At 71.8% G+C, this 16,268-nt stretch carries 10 protein-coding genes; 5 read left to right on the top strand and 5 right to left on the bottom strand.

Going from position 1 to position 16,268, the window contains the following annotated elements; all coding sequences use genetic code 11:
• Positions 1-219: 219 nt before the first annotated feature.
• Together ABZV34_RS17000 and ABZV34_RS16995 are read left to right on the top strand one after the other, a co-directional pair.
• Complete coding sequence (locus ABZV34_RS17000; protein ID WP_356276434.1) at positions 220-2,121, top strand: S53 family peptidase; 1,902 nt, start codon at positions 220-222, stop codon at positions 2,119-2,121.
• Between the two features lie 153 nt (positions 2,122-2,274).
• Complete coding sequence (locus ABZV34_RS16995) at positions 2,275-4,329, top strand: NAD(+) synthase (protein WP_356276432.1); 2,055 nt, start codon at positions 2,275-2,277, stop codon at positions 4,327-4,329.
• Between the two features lie 4 nt (positions 4,330-4,333).
• On the opposite strand, the gene ABZV34_RS16990 is transcribed toward ABZV34_RS16995, so the two are convergent.
• The 4 genes from ABZV34_RS16990 to ABZV34_RS16975 form a co-directional block, all read right to left on the bottom strand.
• Positions 4,334-5,557 carry an MFS transporter gene (locus tag ABZV34_RS16990; RefSeq protein ID WP_356276429.1) on the bottom strand — a complete coding sequence of 408 codons (1,224 nt, stop codon included), beginning with the start codon at positions 5,555-5,557 and terminating at the stop codon, positions 4,334-4,336.
• A 206-nt stretch (positions 5,558-5,763) separates the two neighbouring features.
• The gene (locus tag ABZV34_RS16985; protein WP_356276426.1) at positions 5,764-6,801 is read right to left on the bottom strand and encodes an endonuclease/exonuclease/phosphatase family protein; all 1,038 of its coding nucleotides are present in this window, start codon (positions 6,799-6,801) and stop codon (positions 5,764-5,766) included.
• A 220-nt stretch (positions 6,802-7,021) separates the two neighbouring features.
• Positions 7,022-7,576 (bottom strand): TetR/AcrR family transcriptional regulator, encoded by a 555-nt coding sequence (locus tag ABZV34_RS16980; RefSeq protein ID WP_356276423.1) that lies wholly within the window; start codon positions 7,574-7,576, stop codon positions 7,022-7,024.
• 186 nt (positions 7,577-7,762) lie between these two features.
• Positions 7,763-9,355 carry an MFS transporter gene (locus ABZV34_RS16975; protein ID WP_356276420.1) on the bottom strand — a complete coding sequence of 531 codons (1,593 nt, stop codon included), beginning with the start codon at positions 9,353-9,355 and terminating at the stop codon, positions 7,763-7,765.
• 381 nt (positions 9,356-9,736) lie between these two features.
• On the opposite strand from ABZV34_RS16975, the gene panB reads away from it, so the two are divergent.
• From panB to ABZV34_RS16960, 3 genes are all read left to right on the top strand, one after another.
• A complete protein-coding gene (gene panB, locus ABZV34_RS16970) occupies positions 9,737-10,624 on the top strand; it encodes a 3-methyl-2-oxobutanoate hydroxymethyltransferase (protein ID WP_356276417.1) in 888 nt (295 codons plus the stop codon).
• A 195-nt stretch (positions 10,625-10,819) separates the two neighbouring features.
• On the top strand, positions 10,820-11,854 hold the full coding sequence (locus ABZV34_RS16965) for an ATP-binding cassette domain-containing protein (protein ID WP_356276414.1): 1,035 nt from the start codon (positions 10,820-10,822) through the stop codon (positions 11,852-11,854).
• Positions 11,851-12,675, top strand: coding sequence for an ABC transporter permease (locus tag ABZV34_RS16960; RefSeq protein WP_356276411.1), 825 nt, complete (start codon positions 11,851-11,853; stop codon positions 12,673-12,675). The genes ABZV34_RS16965 and ABZV34_RS16960 overlap by 4 nt, the downstream gene beginning before the upstream one ends.
• A gap of 36 nt (positions 12,676-12,711) precedes the next feature.
• On the opposite strand, the gene ABZV34_RS16955 is transcribed toward ABZV34_RS16960, so the two are convergent.
• Positions 12,712-16,104 (bottom strand): BTAD domain-containing putative transcriptional regulator, encoded by a 3,393-nt coding sequence (locus ABZV34_RS16955; RefSeq protein WP_356276612.1) that lies wholly within the window; start codon positions 16,102-16,104, stop codon positions 12,712-12,714.
• Between the last annotated feature and the right edge of the window lie 164 nt (positions 16,105-16,268).

The following is a 16,268-nucleotide window of genomic DNA, read 5'->3' as shown; positions in this document are numbered from 1 at the left end:
CCCAAACGACCTTGAATCACGTCCACTTGGCGTTTCCTTGGCCTTCTCATTCCCCTGGCATGAACGGTTCATCGCCAGAGTGACCCCAGCGTGATCCATTCCGTGCGCCCTCCGTTCGGCGCACGGTCTCGCACATCACGGACGACCGCACATGCGACGAACCGCATCGCAGGGGGTTTTATGAGATCCAATCGCGCTGCAGTACGCGCCGGCGTGAGCATGGCAGCGGCATTGCCGCTGCTCGCCGGCGCACTGGCGCTCGGCATACCCGCGGCCCACGCCGCGACCGGCCCGAGCCGGCACACCCTCGCGGGCACCAAGCCCGCGTGGGCCACGGCCAAGGCGGACAAGGGGGCCGCGTCCGACAGCTCCCAGGTCTCCGCCCGGGTCTACTTCGCGGGCCGCGACGCCGCCGGCCTTGCCGCGTATGCCAAGGCTGTCGCCGACCCGGCGTCCGCCTCGTACGGGAAGTACCTCTCCGCCGAGCAGACGCAGGCCCGCTTCGGCGCCACCAAGGCACAGGTCACCGCGGTGACCTCGTGGCTGAAGTCGGCCGGCCTGAAGGTCACCGGCAGCACGCAGCACTACGTCACCGTCACCGGTGACGTCGCCGCCGCCGAGAAGGCGTTCGGCACCCAGCTGCACAACTACGCCAAGGGCGGGAAGACCTACCGGGCACCGGCCGGATCGGCCTCCGTCCCGGCCGCCCTGAACGGCGCCGTCCTGACCGTCACCGGCCTGGACAACGCCCCGCACAAGGCGACGCACAACGACACCCTGCCGCCTCCGGACGCGGTGTTCCGCAACGCCGGGCCGTTCTCCTCGTACTACGGCTCGAACACCGCGAGCACGCTGCCGGGCGCGTACGGCAAGAAGATCCCGTACGCGGTGCAGGGTTACACCGGCAAGCAGCTGCGCGCCGCCTACGGCGCGGGCAAGCGCACCGGCAAGGGTGTCCGCGTCGCCATCACCGACGCGTACGCCTCGCCGACCATCGCGTTCGACGCGGCTTCGTACGCCAAGAAGCACGGTGACGCGAAGTACTCCACCAGTCAGCTGCGTCAGGTGCTGCCCGGCACCTACACGAAGACCGAGGAGTGCGGCGCGGCCGGCTGGTACGGCGAGGAGACCCTCGACGTCGAGGCCGTGCACGCGGTGGCGCCCGGGGCGAACATCACGTACGTGGGTGCCGCCTCCTGCTACGACGACGACCTGCTCGACTCGCTCAGCAAGATCGTCGACGGGCACCTGGCCGACATCGTCTCCAACTCGTGGGGCGACATCGAGGCCAACCAGACCCCGGACCTGGCCGCCGCCTACGACCAGGTCTTCCAGTTCGGCGCGGTCGAGGGCATCGGCTTCTACTTCTCCTCCGGTGACAACGGCGACGAGGTCGCCAACACCGGTACGAAGCAGGTCGACACCCCGGCCAACTCGGCGTGGGTGACGGCGGTCGGCGGTACCTCGCTGGCGGTCGGCAAGGGCGACAAGTACCAGTTCGAGACCGGCTGGGGAACCGAGAAGGCCTCGCTGTCGGCCGACGGCAAGAGCTGGACCGGCTTCCCGGGCGCGTTCACCTCGGGCGCGGGCGGCGGCACCAGCAGGACGGTGGCGCAGCCCTTCTACCAGAAGGGCGTCGTACCGGGCGCGCTCGCGACGGCCAACGGCACCACGGCCATGCGTACCGTGCCGGACATCGCGGCGATCGCCGACCCGAACACCGGTTTCCGCGTCGGCCAGACGCAGACCTTCCCGGACGGGTCGCAGCAGTACAGCGAGTACCGGATCGGCGGCACCTCGCTCGCCGCGCCGGTGATCGCGGCCGTCCAGGCCCTGGCCCAGGAGGCGCGCGGCGGCAAGGCGATCGGTTTCGCCAACCCGTCGATCTACGCGAAGTACGGCTCCAAGGCGTACCACGACGTCACGGACAACCCCACGGGTTCCGGACTCGCCGTGGCGCGTGTGGACTTCGCCAACGCGTTCGACGCGTCGCAGGGGCTGCTGACCTCCGTCCGCAGCCTCGGCAAGGACAGCTCGCTGTCGGCCGTGAAGGGCTACGACGACGTGACCGGTGTGGGTTCCCCCGCCCCGGGCTACGTCGAGTCGTACCGTCGCCACTGAGCCTGATCAAGGCTGTGGCCCGAGGGGCCGGGCCCACTCCGCCTCGCGCGGGGTGGGCCCGGCCCTTCGCCGTCCCCATGGGGTCCGCACGTGCGGGGCGCACATGGGGCGTCCCACCCCCCATCGCGTCGCTCTGACGATTACACTGGGCGGGTGCCTTCTCTGAACTTCCGGTCGCTCTATCAGCACGGCTTCGCACGCGTCGCCGCCTGTACGGGCCACACCGTCATCGCGGACCCGCTCGCCAACGCCGAGGCGGTCCTGCGCCAGGCGCGCGGGTGCGCCGGGGAGGGTGTCGCCGTCGCCGTCTTCCCGGAGATGGGGCTGTGCGGCTACTCGATCGAGGACCTGCTGCTCCAGGACGCGCTGCTCGACCAGGTCGAGGAGGCGCTCCGGACCGTGGTGGCGGGGTCGGCGGAACTCCTGCCGGTCCTGGTCGTGGGCGCCCCGCTGCGTCATCGCAACCGGGTCTACAACTGCTCGGTGATCATGCACCGCGGCCGGGTCCTCGGTGTCGTACCCAAGTCGTACCCGCCGAACTACCGGGAGTTCTACGAGCGTCGGCAGATCGCCGCGGGCGACGACGAACGCGGCGGCACGATCCGGGTCGACGGGGAGTCCGTGCCGTTCGGTGTGGACCTGCTGTTCGCCGCGGACGACGTCCCGGGTCTGGTGCTGCACACGGAGATCTGCGAGGACATGTGGGTGCCGGTGCCGCCGAGCGCCGAGGCGGCCCTGGCGGGCGCCACCGTCCTCGCCAACCTCTCCGGCAGCCCGATCACCGTCGGCCGGGCCGAGGACCGCAAACTGATGTGCCGCTCGGCGTCCTCACGCTGCATCGCCGCGTACGTCTACGCGGCGGCCGGCCTGGGCGAGTCGACCACCGACCTGTCCTGGGACGGACAGACCATGATCTACGAGAACGGGACGCTGCTGGCCGAGTCCGACCGCTTCCCGCTCGACGACCAGTTCGCCGTGGCGGACGTCGACCTCGACCTGCTGCGGCAGGAGCGGCTGCGGACCGGCAGCTTCGACGACAACCGGCGCACCCACGACACCCGCACCGCCGATTTCCGGACGGTGTCGTTCCGGCTCGACCCGCCGGCCGGCGACCTCGGTCTGCGGCGCCGTGTCGAGCGCTTCCCGTTCGTGCCCGCGGACCCCGACCGGCTCGCCCAGGACTGCTACGAGGCGTACAACATCCAGGTCGCGGGGCTCCAGCAGCGGCTCGCGGCGATCGGTGGCCCGAAGATCGTCATCGGGGTGTCCGGAGGGCTCGACTCCACGCACGCGCTGATCGTCGCGGCCCGCGCGATGGACCGGGCGGGCCGCCCGCGCGGCGACATCCTCGCCTTCACCCTGCCCGGCTTCGCCACGAGCGACCACACCAAGGGCAACGCGCACGAGCTGATGCGCTCCCTCGGCGTCACCGCGGCCGAGCTGGACATCACACCGACCGCCCGGCTGATGCTGAAGGAGATGGAGCATCCCTTCGCGTCCGGCGAGCCCGTGTACGACGTCACCTTCGAGAACGTGCAGGCCGGACTGCGCACCGACTACCTGTTCCGGCTCGCCAACCAGCGCGGCGGCATCGTGCTCGGGACCGGCGACCTGTCGGAGCTGGCGCTCGGCTGGTCCACGTACGGCGTGGGCGACCAGATGAGTCACTACAACGTCAACTCGGGTGTGCCGAAGACCCTGATCCAGCATCTGATCCGGTGGGTCATCGCAAGCCGTCAGTTCGGCGAGGACACCGACCGGACGCTCGCCGCGATCCTCGACACGGAGATCAGCCCGGAGCTGGTCCCGGGTGAGGAGATGCAGTCGACCGAGTCGAAGATCGGCCCGTACGCGCTGCACGACTTCACGCTCTTCCACGTGCTGCGCTACGGGTTCAGGCCGTCGAAGATCGCCTTCCTCGCCTGGCACGCGTGGCACGACCCGGACGCGGGCGCCTGGCCGCCCGGTTTCCCCGAGGCCGAGCGGGTCGCGTACGACCTGCCGGAGATCCGGCGCTGGCTGGAGGTGTTCTGCCGCCGCTTCTTCGGGTTCGCGCAGTTCAAGCGCTCGGCCATGCCGAACGGGCCGAAGGTCTCGGCCGGGGGTTCGCTCTCGCCGCGCGGCGACTGGCGCGCTCCGTCCGACAGTTCGGCCCGCACCTGGCTGCGTGACCTGGCCCGCTTCGACCTGCCGGAGACGGAGGGCTGACCGTTCAGCGGCGCAGGGCCTCCGGCCGGTCGGGGACGTGAGCGGCTACCAGACGGCCGGGGGTGACCGCCTGAGCGGTCGCGCGGCGGCGGTCCACCGTGTACGCCGTCCCGGCGACGGCCAGGCCGAGCACGGCGAGCGCGGCCCCGGCGAGCGCCGGGGAGGTGGCCCCGAACCCCCCGGCCAGCGCGAGCCCCCCGATCCACGCACCCCCCGCGTTCGCCAGGTTGAACGCGGCCTGGTTCGCGGACGAGGCCAGCGACGGGGCCGCGGAGGCCTTCTCCATGACCATCAGCTGGAGCGGCGAGCCGGTGACGAAGGCGGCCGTGCCGAGCAGGGTGACGGCGAGAGCGGCACTCCACTGCGCCGTCATCAGGAGGGGAAAGAGGGCGAGCACCGCGACCAGGGACGCGAGACCGCCGAAGAGCGTGCCGCGCAGGGAGTGGTCCGCCAGCCGTCCGCCCACCAGGTTGCCCACCGTCGCGCCGACGCCGAACAGCGCGAGCAGCAGCGTGACGCTGGACTCGGTGTACCCGGCGGACTCGGTGAGCATCGGCGTGACGTAGCTGTACGCGGAGAACAGCGCGCCGAATCCGGCCACCGTCGTCCCCAGGGCCAGCCAGACGGGGAGGGACCTCAGGGCGGCCAGCTCGCCGCGCAGGCCGCCGGTGGCGGCGTGGGTGTGGTCGTGCGGGATGAGCAGCGCCAGCGAGGCGATCGCCGCGAGACCGATCACGCCGACCCCGAGGAAGGTGGCCCGCCAGCCGAAGTGCTGGCCGATGAACGTGGCCACCGGCACTCCCGCGATGTTCGCGACGGTCAGACCGAGGAACATCAGCGAGACGGAGCGCGCCTTGCGCTCGGGCGCGACGAGGCCGGTGGCGACGACGGCGCCGACGCCGAAGAAGGCGCCGTGCGGCAGACCGCTGAGGAAGCGGGCGGCGAGCAGCCACTGCTGGTCGGGGGCGAGGGCGGAGAGCGTGTTGCCCGCGACGAAGAGGACCATGAGGCCGATGAGGACCTTGCGGCGGGACATACGGGCGGTGGCCGCCGCGAGCAGCGGGGCGCCGATCACCACGCCGAGCGCGTACGCCGAGACCAGGTGTCCCGCGGCGGGGATGGATATGTGAAGGTCGTCGGCGACGTCGGGCAGCAGGCCCATCATCACGAACTCGGTGGTGCCGATGCCGAAGGCGCCCACGGCGAGGGCGAGCAGGGCCAGGGGCATGAAGGGGCCTTTCAAAGACGTCGAGGAAGCCGGGGGGCTGAGGAGGCGGGGGGCTGGGACGGGACGGCGCGCGGGGCGGGCGGCACCGGGCCGGCCGAAGCCGGGTGCCGTCCGGGACGCACGGAGGCGCCCGTGCACACCGGTGTGCACGGGCTGCATAAGTTCAGCTATGGAACAAACTCTCTCAGGCCCAGTATTCCAGCAGATTAAGACCCGGTTGCCGCGAGCTTCACGCGGGCGGCGATCGGGAGATGGTCGCTGGTGGTCCCCGGCAGCGTCCAGGAGGTCACCGGTTCGACGCCCTTGACCATGATCTGGTCGATCCGGGCCATCGGGAACGACGCCGGCCAGCTGAACCCGAAGCCGCTGCCCGCCGCGCCCTGCGTGGAGCGCATCTGCGCGGTGACGCCGTTCAGCGCGCGGTCGTTCATCGTGCCGTTGAGGTCGCCGAGCAGAACGATCCGCTTGAGCGGCTCGTCGGCGATCGCCTCGCCCAGCGCGTCGGCGCTGCGGTCGCGCTGGCGGGCGGTGAACCCGGCCTCCAGCTTCACCCGTACCGAGGGCAGATGGGCGACGTACACGGCGACGCTGCCGTCCGGCGTCGCCACCGTCGCCCGCATCGCCCGCGTCCAGCCCAGCTTGATGTCCACGGGCCTGGCCCGGGCCAGCGGGTACTTGCTCCACAGCCCGACGGTGCCCTGCACGGAGTGGTACCTGTACGTGGCCGCCAGCGCCTTCTCGTACGTCGGGACCGCCGCGGCCGTCAGCTCCTCCAGGGCCACCACGTCGGCGCCCGAGGCGGCCACGTCACGTGCGGTGCCGGCCGGGTCGGGGTTCTCCGCGTTGACGTTGTGCGTGGCGACGGTGAGGTCGCCGCCGCCGCCGGTCCTGTCGACGAGCAGTCCGCCGAAGAGGTTCAGCCAGACGATCGCGGGGAGCAGCACGGCGATCAGGGCGCTCGCGGACTTCCGTACCAGCGCGAGGGCGATCAGGACCGGGACGAACAGGCCCAGCCACGGCAGGAACGTCTCGGTGAGACTGCCGAGGTTGCCGATGCGGTTGGGGATCTGGGCGTGCAGCAGCATCACCAGCGCGAGCAGCAGCGCGAGCGCGGCGAGGATCAGGCCGCGACGCCAGACGCCGCGGTCGCCGCGCCATCTGTCCAGCAGGCGCCGGAAACGGGGTCCTCGGCGCTCGGGCCCCGAGTCGCCACTGCCCGTCTCCGTCATATACGCCTGCGCCATACCGTCGCCTCACAACCTGCCGTGCACACCGTCAGCCCCGCGGTTACGACCCTAGGGGATGATCGGTGCCGTTCCTGCCGTCCCATGACGGCCGTACGGGCATGAGGACGAACAACTCGGGCGCCGGAGTTCCGCATCGGGAGCGAAGCGCGCCCTCTGTGACGAAACGCGCACATTCGGCCCACCGGTCGGCCGGGTGAACCAATGCCGAACAGATGGACTAACGTCCGGGCGGGCGGAGCCCCGTGAGCACCGCGTCGACGATCTGCTCCGCGAGGTCCTCGGGGAGTTCGGCCTCCGGGCGCATCACGGCGCGCACCAACATGGGTCCGACGAAGAGGTCGTTGATGACCTCTATGTCCACGTCGTCGCGGAGTTCGCCGTCGCGCTGTCCGCGGCGCAGGACTTCGAAGGTGGTCCGGCGCCGCGGTTCGATGACGGTGGCCTGGTAGGCCGCCCAGATCTTCGGGCTGGTCTTTATCTGGGCGTAGACGTTGTGCAGGAGCGCCGACGAGCGGCTGGCCAGACCCCGCTGGCGCAGCGGTTCCAGAAGGGCGATCAGATCGTCGCGCATGGAGGTGCCCGGGAGTTCGGCGTCCGGGGGCTCGGTGGCGCGCATGACGTCGACGAAGAGTTCCTCCTTGCCGCTCCAGCGGCGGTAGATGGTCGCCTTGCCGACGCCCGCGGTGCGCGCCAGACGCTCGATGGAGATGTCCGCGAGCGGGACACCGTCCTCCAGGAGCTGCACCGCGCCCTCGATGATGGAGCGTTCCACGGCCTCGCTGCGGGGGCGCCCCCGGGGGGGAACCCTCGTGCCTTTCCCGGCTGTCAGCGAGGTTCACGTGTCGCTCCGTTCCTTCGTCCTGCCCTGGCGGTTCTTCCTGGTGTACGGCGTGTACGGCACGTACGGCGTGTGGGGCACCCGCTGCCGATGCGAGGGGTGCCCCGCCGCGTCCCTCCGTCAGTGCTCCGCGGTCACCAACTCCGTCCGGTCCTCGTCCTGTTGCGGGGTGGGCGGACGGCCCGGCAGGAAGAGGGCCACGATGACGGCGCCCACGATCGCGACTCCCGCGCCGCACAGGGCGGTCACGTGCATGGCGTGCAGGAAGGCGTCGTTGGCCGGAGTGACGAGGGCGTCGCCCCGGGGACCGAGTTTGGCGGCGACCCCGAGGGTGGCCTCGATGGACTCTCCCGCGGTGTGGCGCAGGCCGGGCGGGAGGAGGGAGAGCTTGCCCTCGATGCCGTTGCGGTAGGCCGAGGAAAGGACCGAACCGAGGACCGCGATACCGAGGGCGCCGCCGACCTGGCGGAAGACGTTGCTGAGGGCGGAGGCGGAGCCGGCCTTCTCGCGCGGCAGGGCCTGCATTATGACGACGCTCGTCGGGGTCATGATGTGCGCCATACCGGTGCCCATCAGGAAGAAGATGACCTCGAGGAGCCAGATCGGGGTGTCCGCCTCCAGTGTCGCGAACGCGCCGAGCATCGCGGCGAGCAGCAGCAGGCCTCCCGTGCAGGTGGCCCGGTTGCCGATGCGGTCGACGACGAGGCGGGCGCGCGGCGCGAAGATGAGCTGGGCCGCGGCGAGCGGCAGCATCAGCACACCGGTCTTCAGCGGCGAGTAGCCGCGCACGCTCTGCGTGTAGAAGACGGAGAAGAAGGTCACGCCCATCAGCGCGAAGAAGACGAGCGCGATGGCGGCGATGGCGGCCGAGAAGACCTTGTTCTTGAAGTACGTGACGTCGATGGACGGATGGTCGCTGCGCTTCTCGTAGACGACGAAGGCGACCAGGACGGCGACTCCGGCCCCGATGGTGGCGAGGACCGTCGCGTCGGTGAAGGAGGCCAGCTGGCCTCCCTTGATGATGCCGTAGACGAGCAGCACGAGCCCGATGACGGACAGGACGACACCGACCAGGTCGACGCGGCCGGGGTTCGGGTCGCGGGAGTCGGGGACCAGCCAGAACATCAGGACGAGCGCGAGAATCACGATCGGCACGTTGATCAGGAAGACCGAGCCCCACCAGAAGTGGGCGAGCAGCACACCGCCGGTGATCGGGCCGATGGCGATGGCGAGACCGACGCCGCCGGCCCAGATGCCGATGGCCTTGGGCTGCTCCTCACGCTCGAAGACGTTCATGAGGACGGCGAGGGTGGCAGGCATCACGAAGGCCGCGCCGAAGCCCATGACGGCGCGGAAGACGATGAGCTGTACGGGCGAGCCCGACTCCGCCGCCAGTGCCGAGCCCACTCCGAAGACGGCCAGACCGGCGAGCAGGACCTTCTTGCGGCCGAGCCGGTCGCCGAGGAGGCCCGCGGTGAAGAGCAGCCCGGCGAAGACGAGTGTGTAGGCGTTGATGGCCCACTCCAGCTCGCTCTGCGTGGCGCCGAGTCCGGTGGGTGCCGGAGTGGAGATCGTCTTGATCGCGACGTTGAGGATCGAGTTGTCCAGCACCACGATCAACAGGCTGAGCATGAGCACGCCGAGAATGGCCCAGCGGCGCCGGTGCACCGCTTCGGGCACACGCCGTTCGGCGGGGGCAGCGGGAGTTGTCATGTGCGGGAGCCTAACGAGATTCGATACGGAACCGTATCGTATCGTAAATCCTTTGCGGAGACCTTACGAAGCCGCCCGGACCAACCAGATAAATGGGACGTAAGGACCGCCCGGCGGATGAACCGGGGACGAACGGGCGGGCGGCCGGCGCGCGTACACCCCGGAGAGCCGAACCCCCGGGAACCGGCCCCGAGCCCCAGGGAACCGGCCCGGAAGCCCTGGGCCGCGAGGGACGAACCCACGGAAAGGCGGACCCCTGGGGCGGAGGATGAGACGCGTGTCGCTCGACCCGGTCTGGCCCCCGTTGGCACGAGGTGCCACCATGGAGGGGATCCGGGGACGCCGTCAGGGCGCCTCGAGATGACAGAAGGAGCCGTTGCGATGACGCAGCTCTCGGCTGCCCCGAAGCAGCCCGCGGACGGTGCGCGGGCCACCACCGACAGCGGCAAGGCGCTGTACGGAGGCAAGAGCACCCGCCGCATCACGGTCCGCGACATCGGCGCGGCCAAGGAGCGCGGCGAGAAGTGGCCCATGCTCACCGCCTACGACGCGATGACCGCGTCGGTCTTCGACGAGGCCGGTATCCCGGTGATGCTCGTCGGCGACTCGGCCGGCAACTGCCACCTCGGCTACGAGACGACCGTGCCCGTCACCCTCGACGAGATGGCGATGCTGTCCGCCGCGGTCGTCCGCGGCACCAGCCGCGCCCTGATCGTCGGCGACCTCCCCTTCGGCTCGTACCAGGAGGGTCCGGTCCAGGCCCTGCGCTCCGCCACCCGGCTGGTCAAGGAGGCCGGGGTCGGCGCGGTGAAGCTGGAGGGCGGCGAGCGCTCCCACCGCCAGATCGAGCTGCTCGTGGAGTCCGGCATCCCCGTCATGGCGCACATCGGCCTGACCCCCCAGTCCGTGAACTCCATGGGCTACCGCGTCCAGGGCCGCGGCGAGGAAGCCGCCCAGCAGCTGCTGCGTGACGCCAAGGCGGTCCAGGACGCGGGCGCGTTCGCCGTCGTCCTGGAGCTGGTCCCGGCGGAACTCGCCGCCGAGGTGACCCGCACCCTGCACATCCCGACCGTCGGTATCGGCGCCGGCCCGGAGACCGACGCGCAGGTCCTGGTGTGGACCGACATGCTCGGCCTCACCGGTGGCAAGGTGCCGAAGTTCGTGAAGCAGTACGCCGACCTGCGCACGGTCATGGGCGACGCGGCCCGCGCGTTCGCCGACGACGTGGTCGGCGGCACCTTCCCCCTCGACGAGCACTCCGTCCACTAGCGTCACCAGGCCCCACCGAACCATCGCGGCACGAAGACAGCCCGCCGAACTTCCCCCGTCGGCGGGCTGTCGCCGTTCCCGGCCGGTGCCGTGCGCGGGACCGCCGACGGCCGCTGTCGGCGGGCTGTCGGTGCTCGCGGGAGGCTGTAGGCACCCTGTAGGCGGTTTGTCGGTGGGGGCTGACATCTTGTGGGCATGACGCGAATCGACAAGAACCCCGGCAGCGGCGCCCGCAGCGCCGTCACCGTGCGGGGACTGGTCAAGCACTACGGCGAGACCAAGGCACTGGACGGCGTGGACCTGGACGTCCACGAAGGCACCGTCCTCGGCGTGCTCGGTCCCAACGGCGCCGGCAAGACCACCCTCGTCCGCATCCTGTCCACCCTGGTGACCCCCGACGCCGGCCGGGCCACGGTGGCCGGCTACGACGTGCTCACCCAGCCCCGCCAGCTGCGCCGGGTGATAGGCCTCACCGGCCAGTACGCCTCGGTCGACGAGAAGCTCCCCGGCTGGGAGAACCTGTACATGATCGGGCGGCTGCTCGACCTGCCCCGCAAGGAGGCCCGCCGGCGCGCCGACGAGCTCCTGGAGCGCTTCTCCCTCACCGACGCCGCCAAGCGTCCCGCGTCGACGTACTCCGGCGGTATGCGCCGCCGTCTCGACCTCGCCGCCTCCATGATCGGCAACCCGTCCGTCCTCTATCTGGACGAGCCGACCACCGGGCTCGACCCGCGCACCCGCAACGAGGTGTGGAAGGAGGTCAAGCGGATGGTGGCGGACGGCGCGACCGTACTGCTCACCACCCAGTACATGGAGGAGGCGGAGCAGCTTGCCTCCGAGCTGACGGTCATCGACCGCGGCAAGGTCATCGCGAACGGCCGGATCGACGACCTGAAGGCACGGGTCGGCGGCCGTACGCTGCGCATCCGCCCGCTGGACCCGCTGGAGCTGCGTCCGCTGGCCGCCCTCTTCGACGAGCTGGGCCTCACCGGTCTCGCGACGACGGCCGTGGACATCGAGACCGGCACCGTGGTGGTGCCGATCCTCAGTGACGAACAGCTCACCGCCGTGGTCGGCGCGGTCAGCGCGCGCGGCATCACGATCGCCTCCATCTCCACCGAACTGCCCAGTCTGGACGAGGTCTTCCTGTCCCTCACCGGCCACAAGGCCAGTGCCCCGCAGGACCAGGTCCCCGCCGCCGCCCCCGCCTACGAGGAGGTCCCCGCATGACCACCGCTGTCGCCGAAGTCCCCCTCGCCGCCCAGGGCGACCCGCGCATCTCGCCCCGGGCGCACGCGCGCCACATCGGCGCCCTCGTCCGCCGCAACCTGCTGTGGATCCGCCAGGACCCGGAGTCGATGTTCGACGCCGTCCTGATGCCGGTCGTCTTCACCCTGCTGTTCGTGTACGTCTTCGGGGGCTCCATCGGGCAGTCCCTGGGCGGCGGACAGGACGCGTACGTGCAGTACGTCGTGCCCGGTCTGATGGCGATGACGGCCATGAACATCGCGACGGCCGTCGGCACCGGCTTCAACCAGGACTTCCAGACCGGTGTGATGGACCGCTTCCGCACCCTCCCGATCGGCCAGGGCTCGGTGCTCTTCGCCAAGATCGTGGTGGAGCTGATGCGGATGCTCGTCGCCACGACGATCCTCCTGGTCGTCGGCGTGCTGGTCGGCTTCGACATCACCAACTGGCCGGGCCTGTTCGCCTCCGTGGGGCTCTCCGTCCTCTTCGGCTCGGCCCTGATGTGGATCTTCCTGGTCCTCGGTGTGACGATGAAGAACGCGCAGTCGGTGCAGGCGATGGGCTTCCTGGTCCTGATGCCCCTGCAGTTCGGTTCGTCGATCTTCTCGCCGACCGGGACCATGCCGGGCTGGCTGCGCGTCTTCACCGACTACAACCCGCTGTCCTCGCTCGCGGACACCACACGCGGCCTGATGGTGGGCGGCCCGGTCACGCACAGCCTGTGGGTGACCCTCGCCTGGACGGCAGGGCTCACCGTGGTCATGGCGCCGATCGCGATCCACAAGTTCCGTACCAAGAGCTGACGTTCGGCGAGAGGACCTCGAAACCCCCGGTCCGCGTCACACGAGGGCGGCGGCCTCCTCCACGGAGAGCGCGCCGCCCTCGGCGTACGCCCTCTCGTACGCCCCCTCGTCCAGCAGGGCCCGTACGCCGGCCTCGGCCCGCACCCGCACCTCGTCCTCCATCGGGCCCACGAAGTGGCCCGGCGGCAGCAGCCGGTCGGCCGCGCCGAGCAGCATGGCCGCGTCCCGCACCCGACGGCCGCCCTCCAGGCCGGTGAGGGCGACGGCGGCGGTGGTCAGATGCGCGGAGGTCATGTGCGGCGCGATGACCTGCGACAGCGGATCGCCCGCCCGCTCCAGCGCCTTGCGCACCTTCACCAGGGCGGCCTCGTACAGTCCCTCCAGCGCGTCCAGCCAGGCCTCGACGCCCAGCACGAAGCCGTCGAAGACCACGAAGGTGACGGCCTCGAAGTCCGCGCGCAGCAGCCGCATCTGCTCGCGCGCCTCGTCAACCCGGCCGCTGCGGGCCAGCCACATCGACAGGAACAGCCGGGAGGCGGGCATGGCCTCGTTCAGTGTGCCCTCGCCCCGTTCCAGCACCTCCCTGAGCATCCGTTCACCGCGCTCGCTCTCGCCGGACTCGATGAGGACGCCGCCGAGCCGGGTGCTGAGCACCGCCGTCTGCGCGTGCGCGCCGAGCCCTTCGGCGTACGTCATCGCCTGCGCGTAGTCGTCGGCCGCGAGCTGGTAGGCGCCCCGGCGTTCATGGGCCTCGCCGCGCGCCGAGAGCGCCTCGGCGACGCCCCAGGCGTCTCCGATCCGGGTGAAGATCTCCAGCGCCTCGTCCGCGTCCCGGACCGCGTCGCCCGCCCAGGTGGCCCGGTTGGCGAGGACGTTGGCGCGCATCTGGAGGGCGACGCCGAGCTCCCACGCGTAGCCGAGCTCGCGGCAGGTGCGGACGGTCTCGTCGATGACGGCGCGCATCCGGTCCATGTCACCCGTCATGATCACGGCGTAGAACCAGAGGTTGCCGGGGCTGCGGCAGGTCTGCGGCAGCCCCGGGCTGTAGGCCCGGCTGATGGCGCGCAGTTTCTCCTGGGCCTCGGGCGTCTCCCAGGCCCCCATGTCCATGTCCATACAGGCGAGGTGGACGAGATGCAGGCAGCGGCGGGCCTCGTCGAGGATCTCGGGGCGCATCGGCGGCGGGGCGTCCGTGCAGCTTTCGGTCAGCGGGGGAACCGGCCGCACGGGCTCGGCGAAGGGGTCCGGGCCGAGGGCCATGACCTCACCGGACCAGTGGCGGGCCATCAGCCGCAGGTCGCGCATCTGCCAGTACCAGCCCAGTGAGAGGACGAGACAGAGCGCCTCCTGTTCGTCGCCGGTGGCGACGGCACGCTGCAGGGCGGCCCTGAGGTTCTCCGACTCCCGTTCCATCCGCTCGATCGCGGCGCGCTGGCCGGCGCCGCGCAGCTGGGGGTCGGTGGTGCGGGCGAGTTCCCGGTAGTACGTCAGGTGGTCGCGCTCGGCGGCGGAGCGCCGCCCGGACTCGTCGAGCCGTTCCCCCGCGTACTCGGCGACGGTCTCCAGGAGCCGGTAGCGCATCGCGCCGTCGCCGGAGTGGGCCGCGACGACGAGGGACTTGTCGACGAGCGAGCCGAGCGCCTCCAGGGCCGCCGGGCCGCAGACGGCCTCGGCGGCGACGAGGTCGCAGCCTCCCGCGAACACCGACAGCCGCCGCAGGACGTCCCGCTCGTCCCCGTCGAGAAGGTCCCAGGACCAGTCGACGACGGCCCGCAGGGTCTGCTGGCGCGGCAGCACCGTACGGCTGCCCGAGGTAAGCAGCCGGAACCGGTCGTCGAGCCGGTCGGCGATCTGCCGCGGGGTGAGCATCCGCAGCCGGGCCGCGGCGAGTTCGATGGCGAGCGGCAGGCCGTCGAGACGGCGGCAGATCTCCGCCGCGGCCTCGGCGGTCCCGGCGTCGGCGTCGATCCGGAAGCCCGGCCGGGCGGAGGCCCCGCGGTCGGCGAACAGCCGCAGCGCGAACGGCTCCGGCAGCGGCTCCACGGGCCGCAGCAACTCCCCCGGTACGCCGAGGGGTTCACGGCTGGTGGCCAGTACGGTCAGTCCCGGGCACCGCTCCAGAAGCTCCTCGGCCAGCTGCGCCGCGGCGTCCACGACATGCTCGCAGTTGTCGAGGATGAGCAGCATGCTGCGCTTGGAGCAGTACTCGGCGAGCCGGTGGAGGGGATCGTCGTGCCGGTCGGAGGCGGCCCGCATCTCCTCGGCGCCGGCGCCGCGCAGCACCGTCTCACGGGCTCCGACGGCGGTGAGTACGGCGTCGGGCACGGCCTTCGGGTCGTCGACGGGCGCGAGTTCGGCCAGCCACACCCCGTCCCGGGCCCCGGACGCGACGGCCTCCGCCGCCTCCTGCGACAGCCGGGTCTTCCCGGCGCCGCCGGGGCCGAGCAGTGTCACCAGCCGTGCCGAGGCGAGGTCGCCCCGGATGGTGTCGATGTCGGCCTGACGTCCGACGAACGAGGTGAGCCGGGCGCGGAGGTTGCCGGGGGGCGCGGACGCGACGGGGACACCGGGACCTCCCCCGGCGGCGGGCACGAGCGGCGCGGGGGTGTGCGGGGCCGGCGCCGGAATGTGTCGTGCGGGCGCGGTACGGGCCCGGGTGCCGGCCGTGTGCGCCGGCGGCCGTGGGGACGCTGTCGGGTCGGCCGGGCGGAGCAGTTCTCCGTGCAGCGCGCGGAGCTCCGGGCCGGGGTCGGAGCCCAGCCGGCCGGCCAGCAGCGCGCGCAGCGACTCGTAGGCGGCCAGGGCCTCGGCGGGGCGGCCCGCGTCGCGCAGGGCCCGCAGCCGCAGGACGTGCAGGGGTTCGTCCAGGGGGTGGAGGTCGCACAGGGCGGTGAGCTCGGGCAGGGACCGTTCGGCGTGGCCGAGTGCCAGGGCCGCGCCGAGGCGGGCGCGGCGCACGTCGAGGCGGCGGGTCTCCCAGCGGGCCGACTCGGCGGTGCGGTCCGGGAGGTCGGCCAGGGCCGGCCCGTGCCACAGCGCGAGCGCGTCGTCGAGGATCACGGCCGCCTTCGCCGGGTCGCCGTCGGCGAGCGCGCGTGCGCCCTCCCCCGCGAGCCGCTCGAAACGGTGCAGGTCGATGTCGTCGGCGGCCGCGACGAGCCGGTAGCCACCGTCCACGGAGTCCACCACGCCCGCGCCGAGCGCCCGGCGCAGCCTTCCGACCAGCGCCTGCAGCGCCGCGGGCGCGTCGGCGGGCGGGTCGGCGTCCCACACCTCGTCGACCAGGACGGCGGCGGGCACGGTCCGGCCGGGCCGCAGCGCGAGCACGGTCAGCAGGGCACGCAGTCGCGCGCCGCCGACCGGGACGACCGTGCCGTCGGTGCGGAGTGCCTGGGTGGTTCCGAGGATGCGGTAGCGCACGGGGTCCATTGTCTCCGGTGACATCAGGTGCGGGCGCCGGGTGCGGCGAGCCGGGCCCAGACCCCGGGTGCGGCCCGGGGTGGACACCGGCCGGGGACCTGACTGCGGCCCGGTCCGGGGGCAGGACGCCGCCGTTTCGTACGGCCATGGCCCCACCCTCTCCGGAACCAACC

The sequence above is a fragment of the Streptomyces sp. NPDC005195 genome, from assembly GCF_040608315.1.
GTDB classification, from domain to species: domain Bacteria; phylum Actinomycetota; class Actinomycetes; order Streptomycetales; family Streptomycetaceae; genus Streptomyces; species Streptomyces kaempferi.
The sequence above is the reverse complement of the archived record's forward strand: the minus strand, read 5'-3'. Positions and strand labels throughout refer to the sequence as shown.

Excerpts from the sequence above, each read along its gene's own strand:
- ABZV34_RS17000 (WP_356276434.1), top strand. The coding sequence starts at position 220 with ATGGCAGCGGCATTGCCGCTGCTCGCCGGCGCACTGGCGCTCGGCATA.
- ABZV34_RS16990 (WP_356276429.1), bottom strand. The coding sequence starts at position 5,557 with ATGCCCCTGGCCCTGCTCGCCCTCGCCGTGGGCGCCTTCGGCATCGGC.
- ABZV34_RS16985 (WP_356276426.1), bottom strand. The coding sequence starts at position 6,801 with ATGGCGCAGGCGTATATGACGGAGACGGGCAGTGGCGACTCGGGGCCC.
- ABZV34_RS16975 (WP_356276420.1), bottom strand. The coding sequence starts at position 9,355 with ATGACAACTCCCGCTGCCCCCGCCGAACGGCGTGTGCCCGAAGCGGTG.
- panB (WP_356276417.1), top strand. The coding sequence starts at position 9,737 with ATGACGCAGCTCTCGGCTGCCCCGAAGCAGCCCGCGGACGGTGCGCGG.
- ABZV34_RS16965 (WP_356276414.1), top strand. The coding sequence starts at position 10,820 with ATGACGCGAATCGACAAGAACCCCGGCAGCGGCGCCCGCAGCGCCGTC.
- ABZV34_RS16960 (WP_356276411.1), top strand. The coding sequence starts at position 11,851 with ATGACCACCGCTGTCGCCGAAGTCCCCCTCGCCGCCCAGGGCGACCCG.
- ABZV34_RS16955 (WP_356276612.1), bottom strand. The coding sequence starts at position 16,104 with ATGGACCCCGTGCGCTACCGCATCCTCGGAACCACCCAGGCACTCCGC.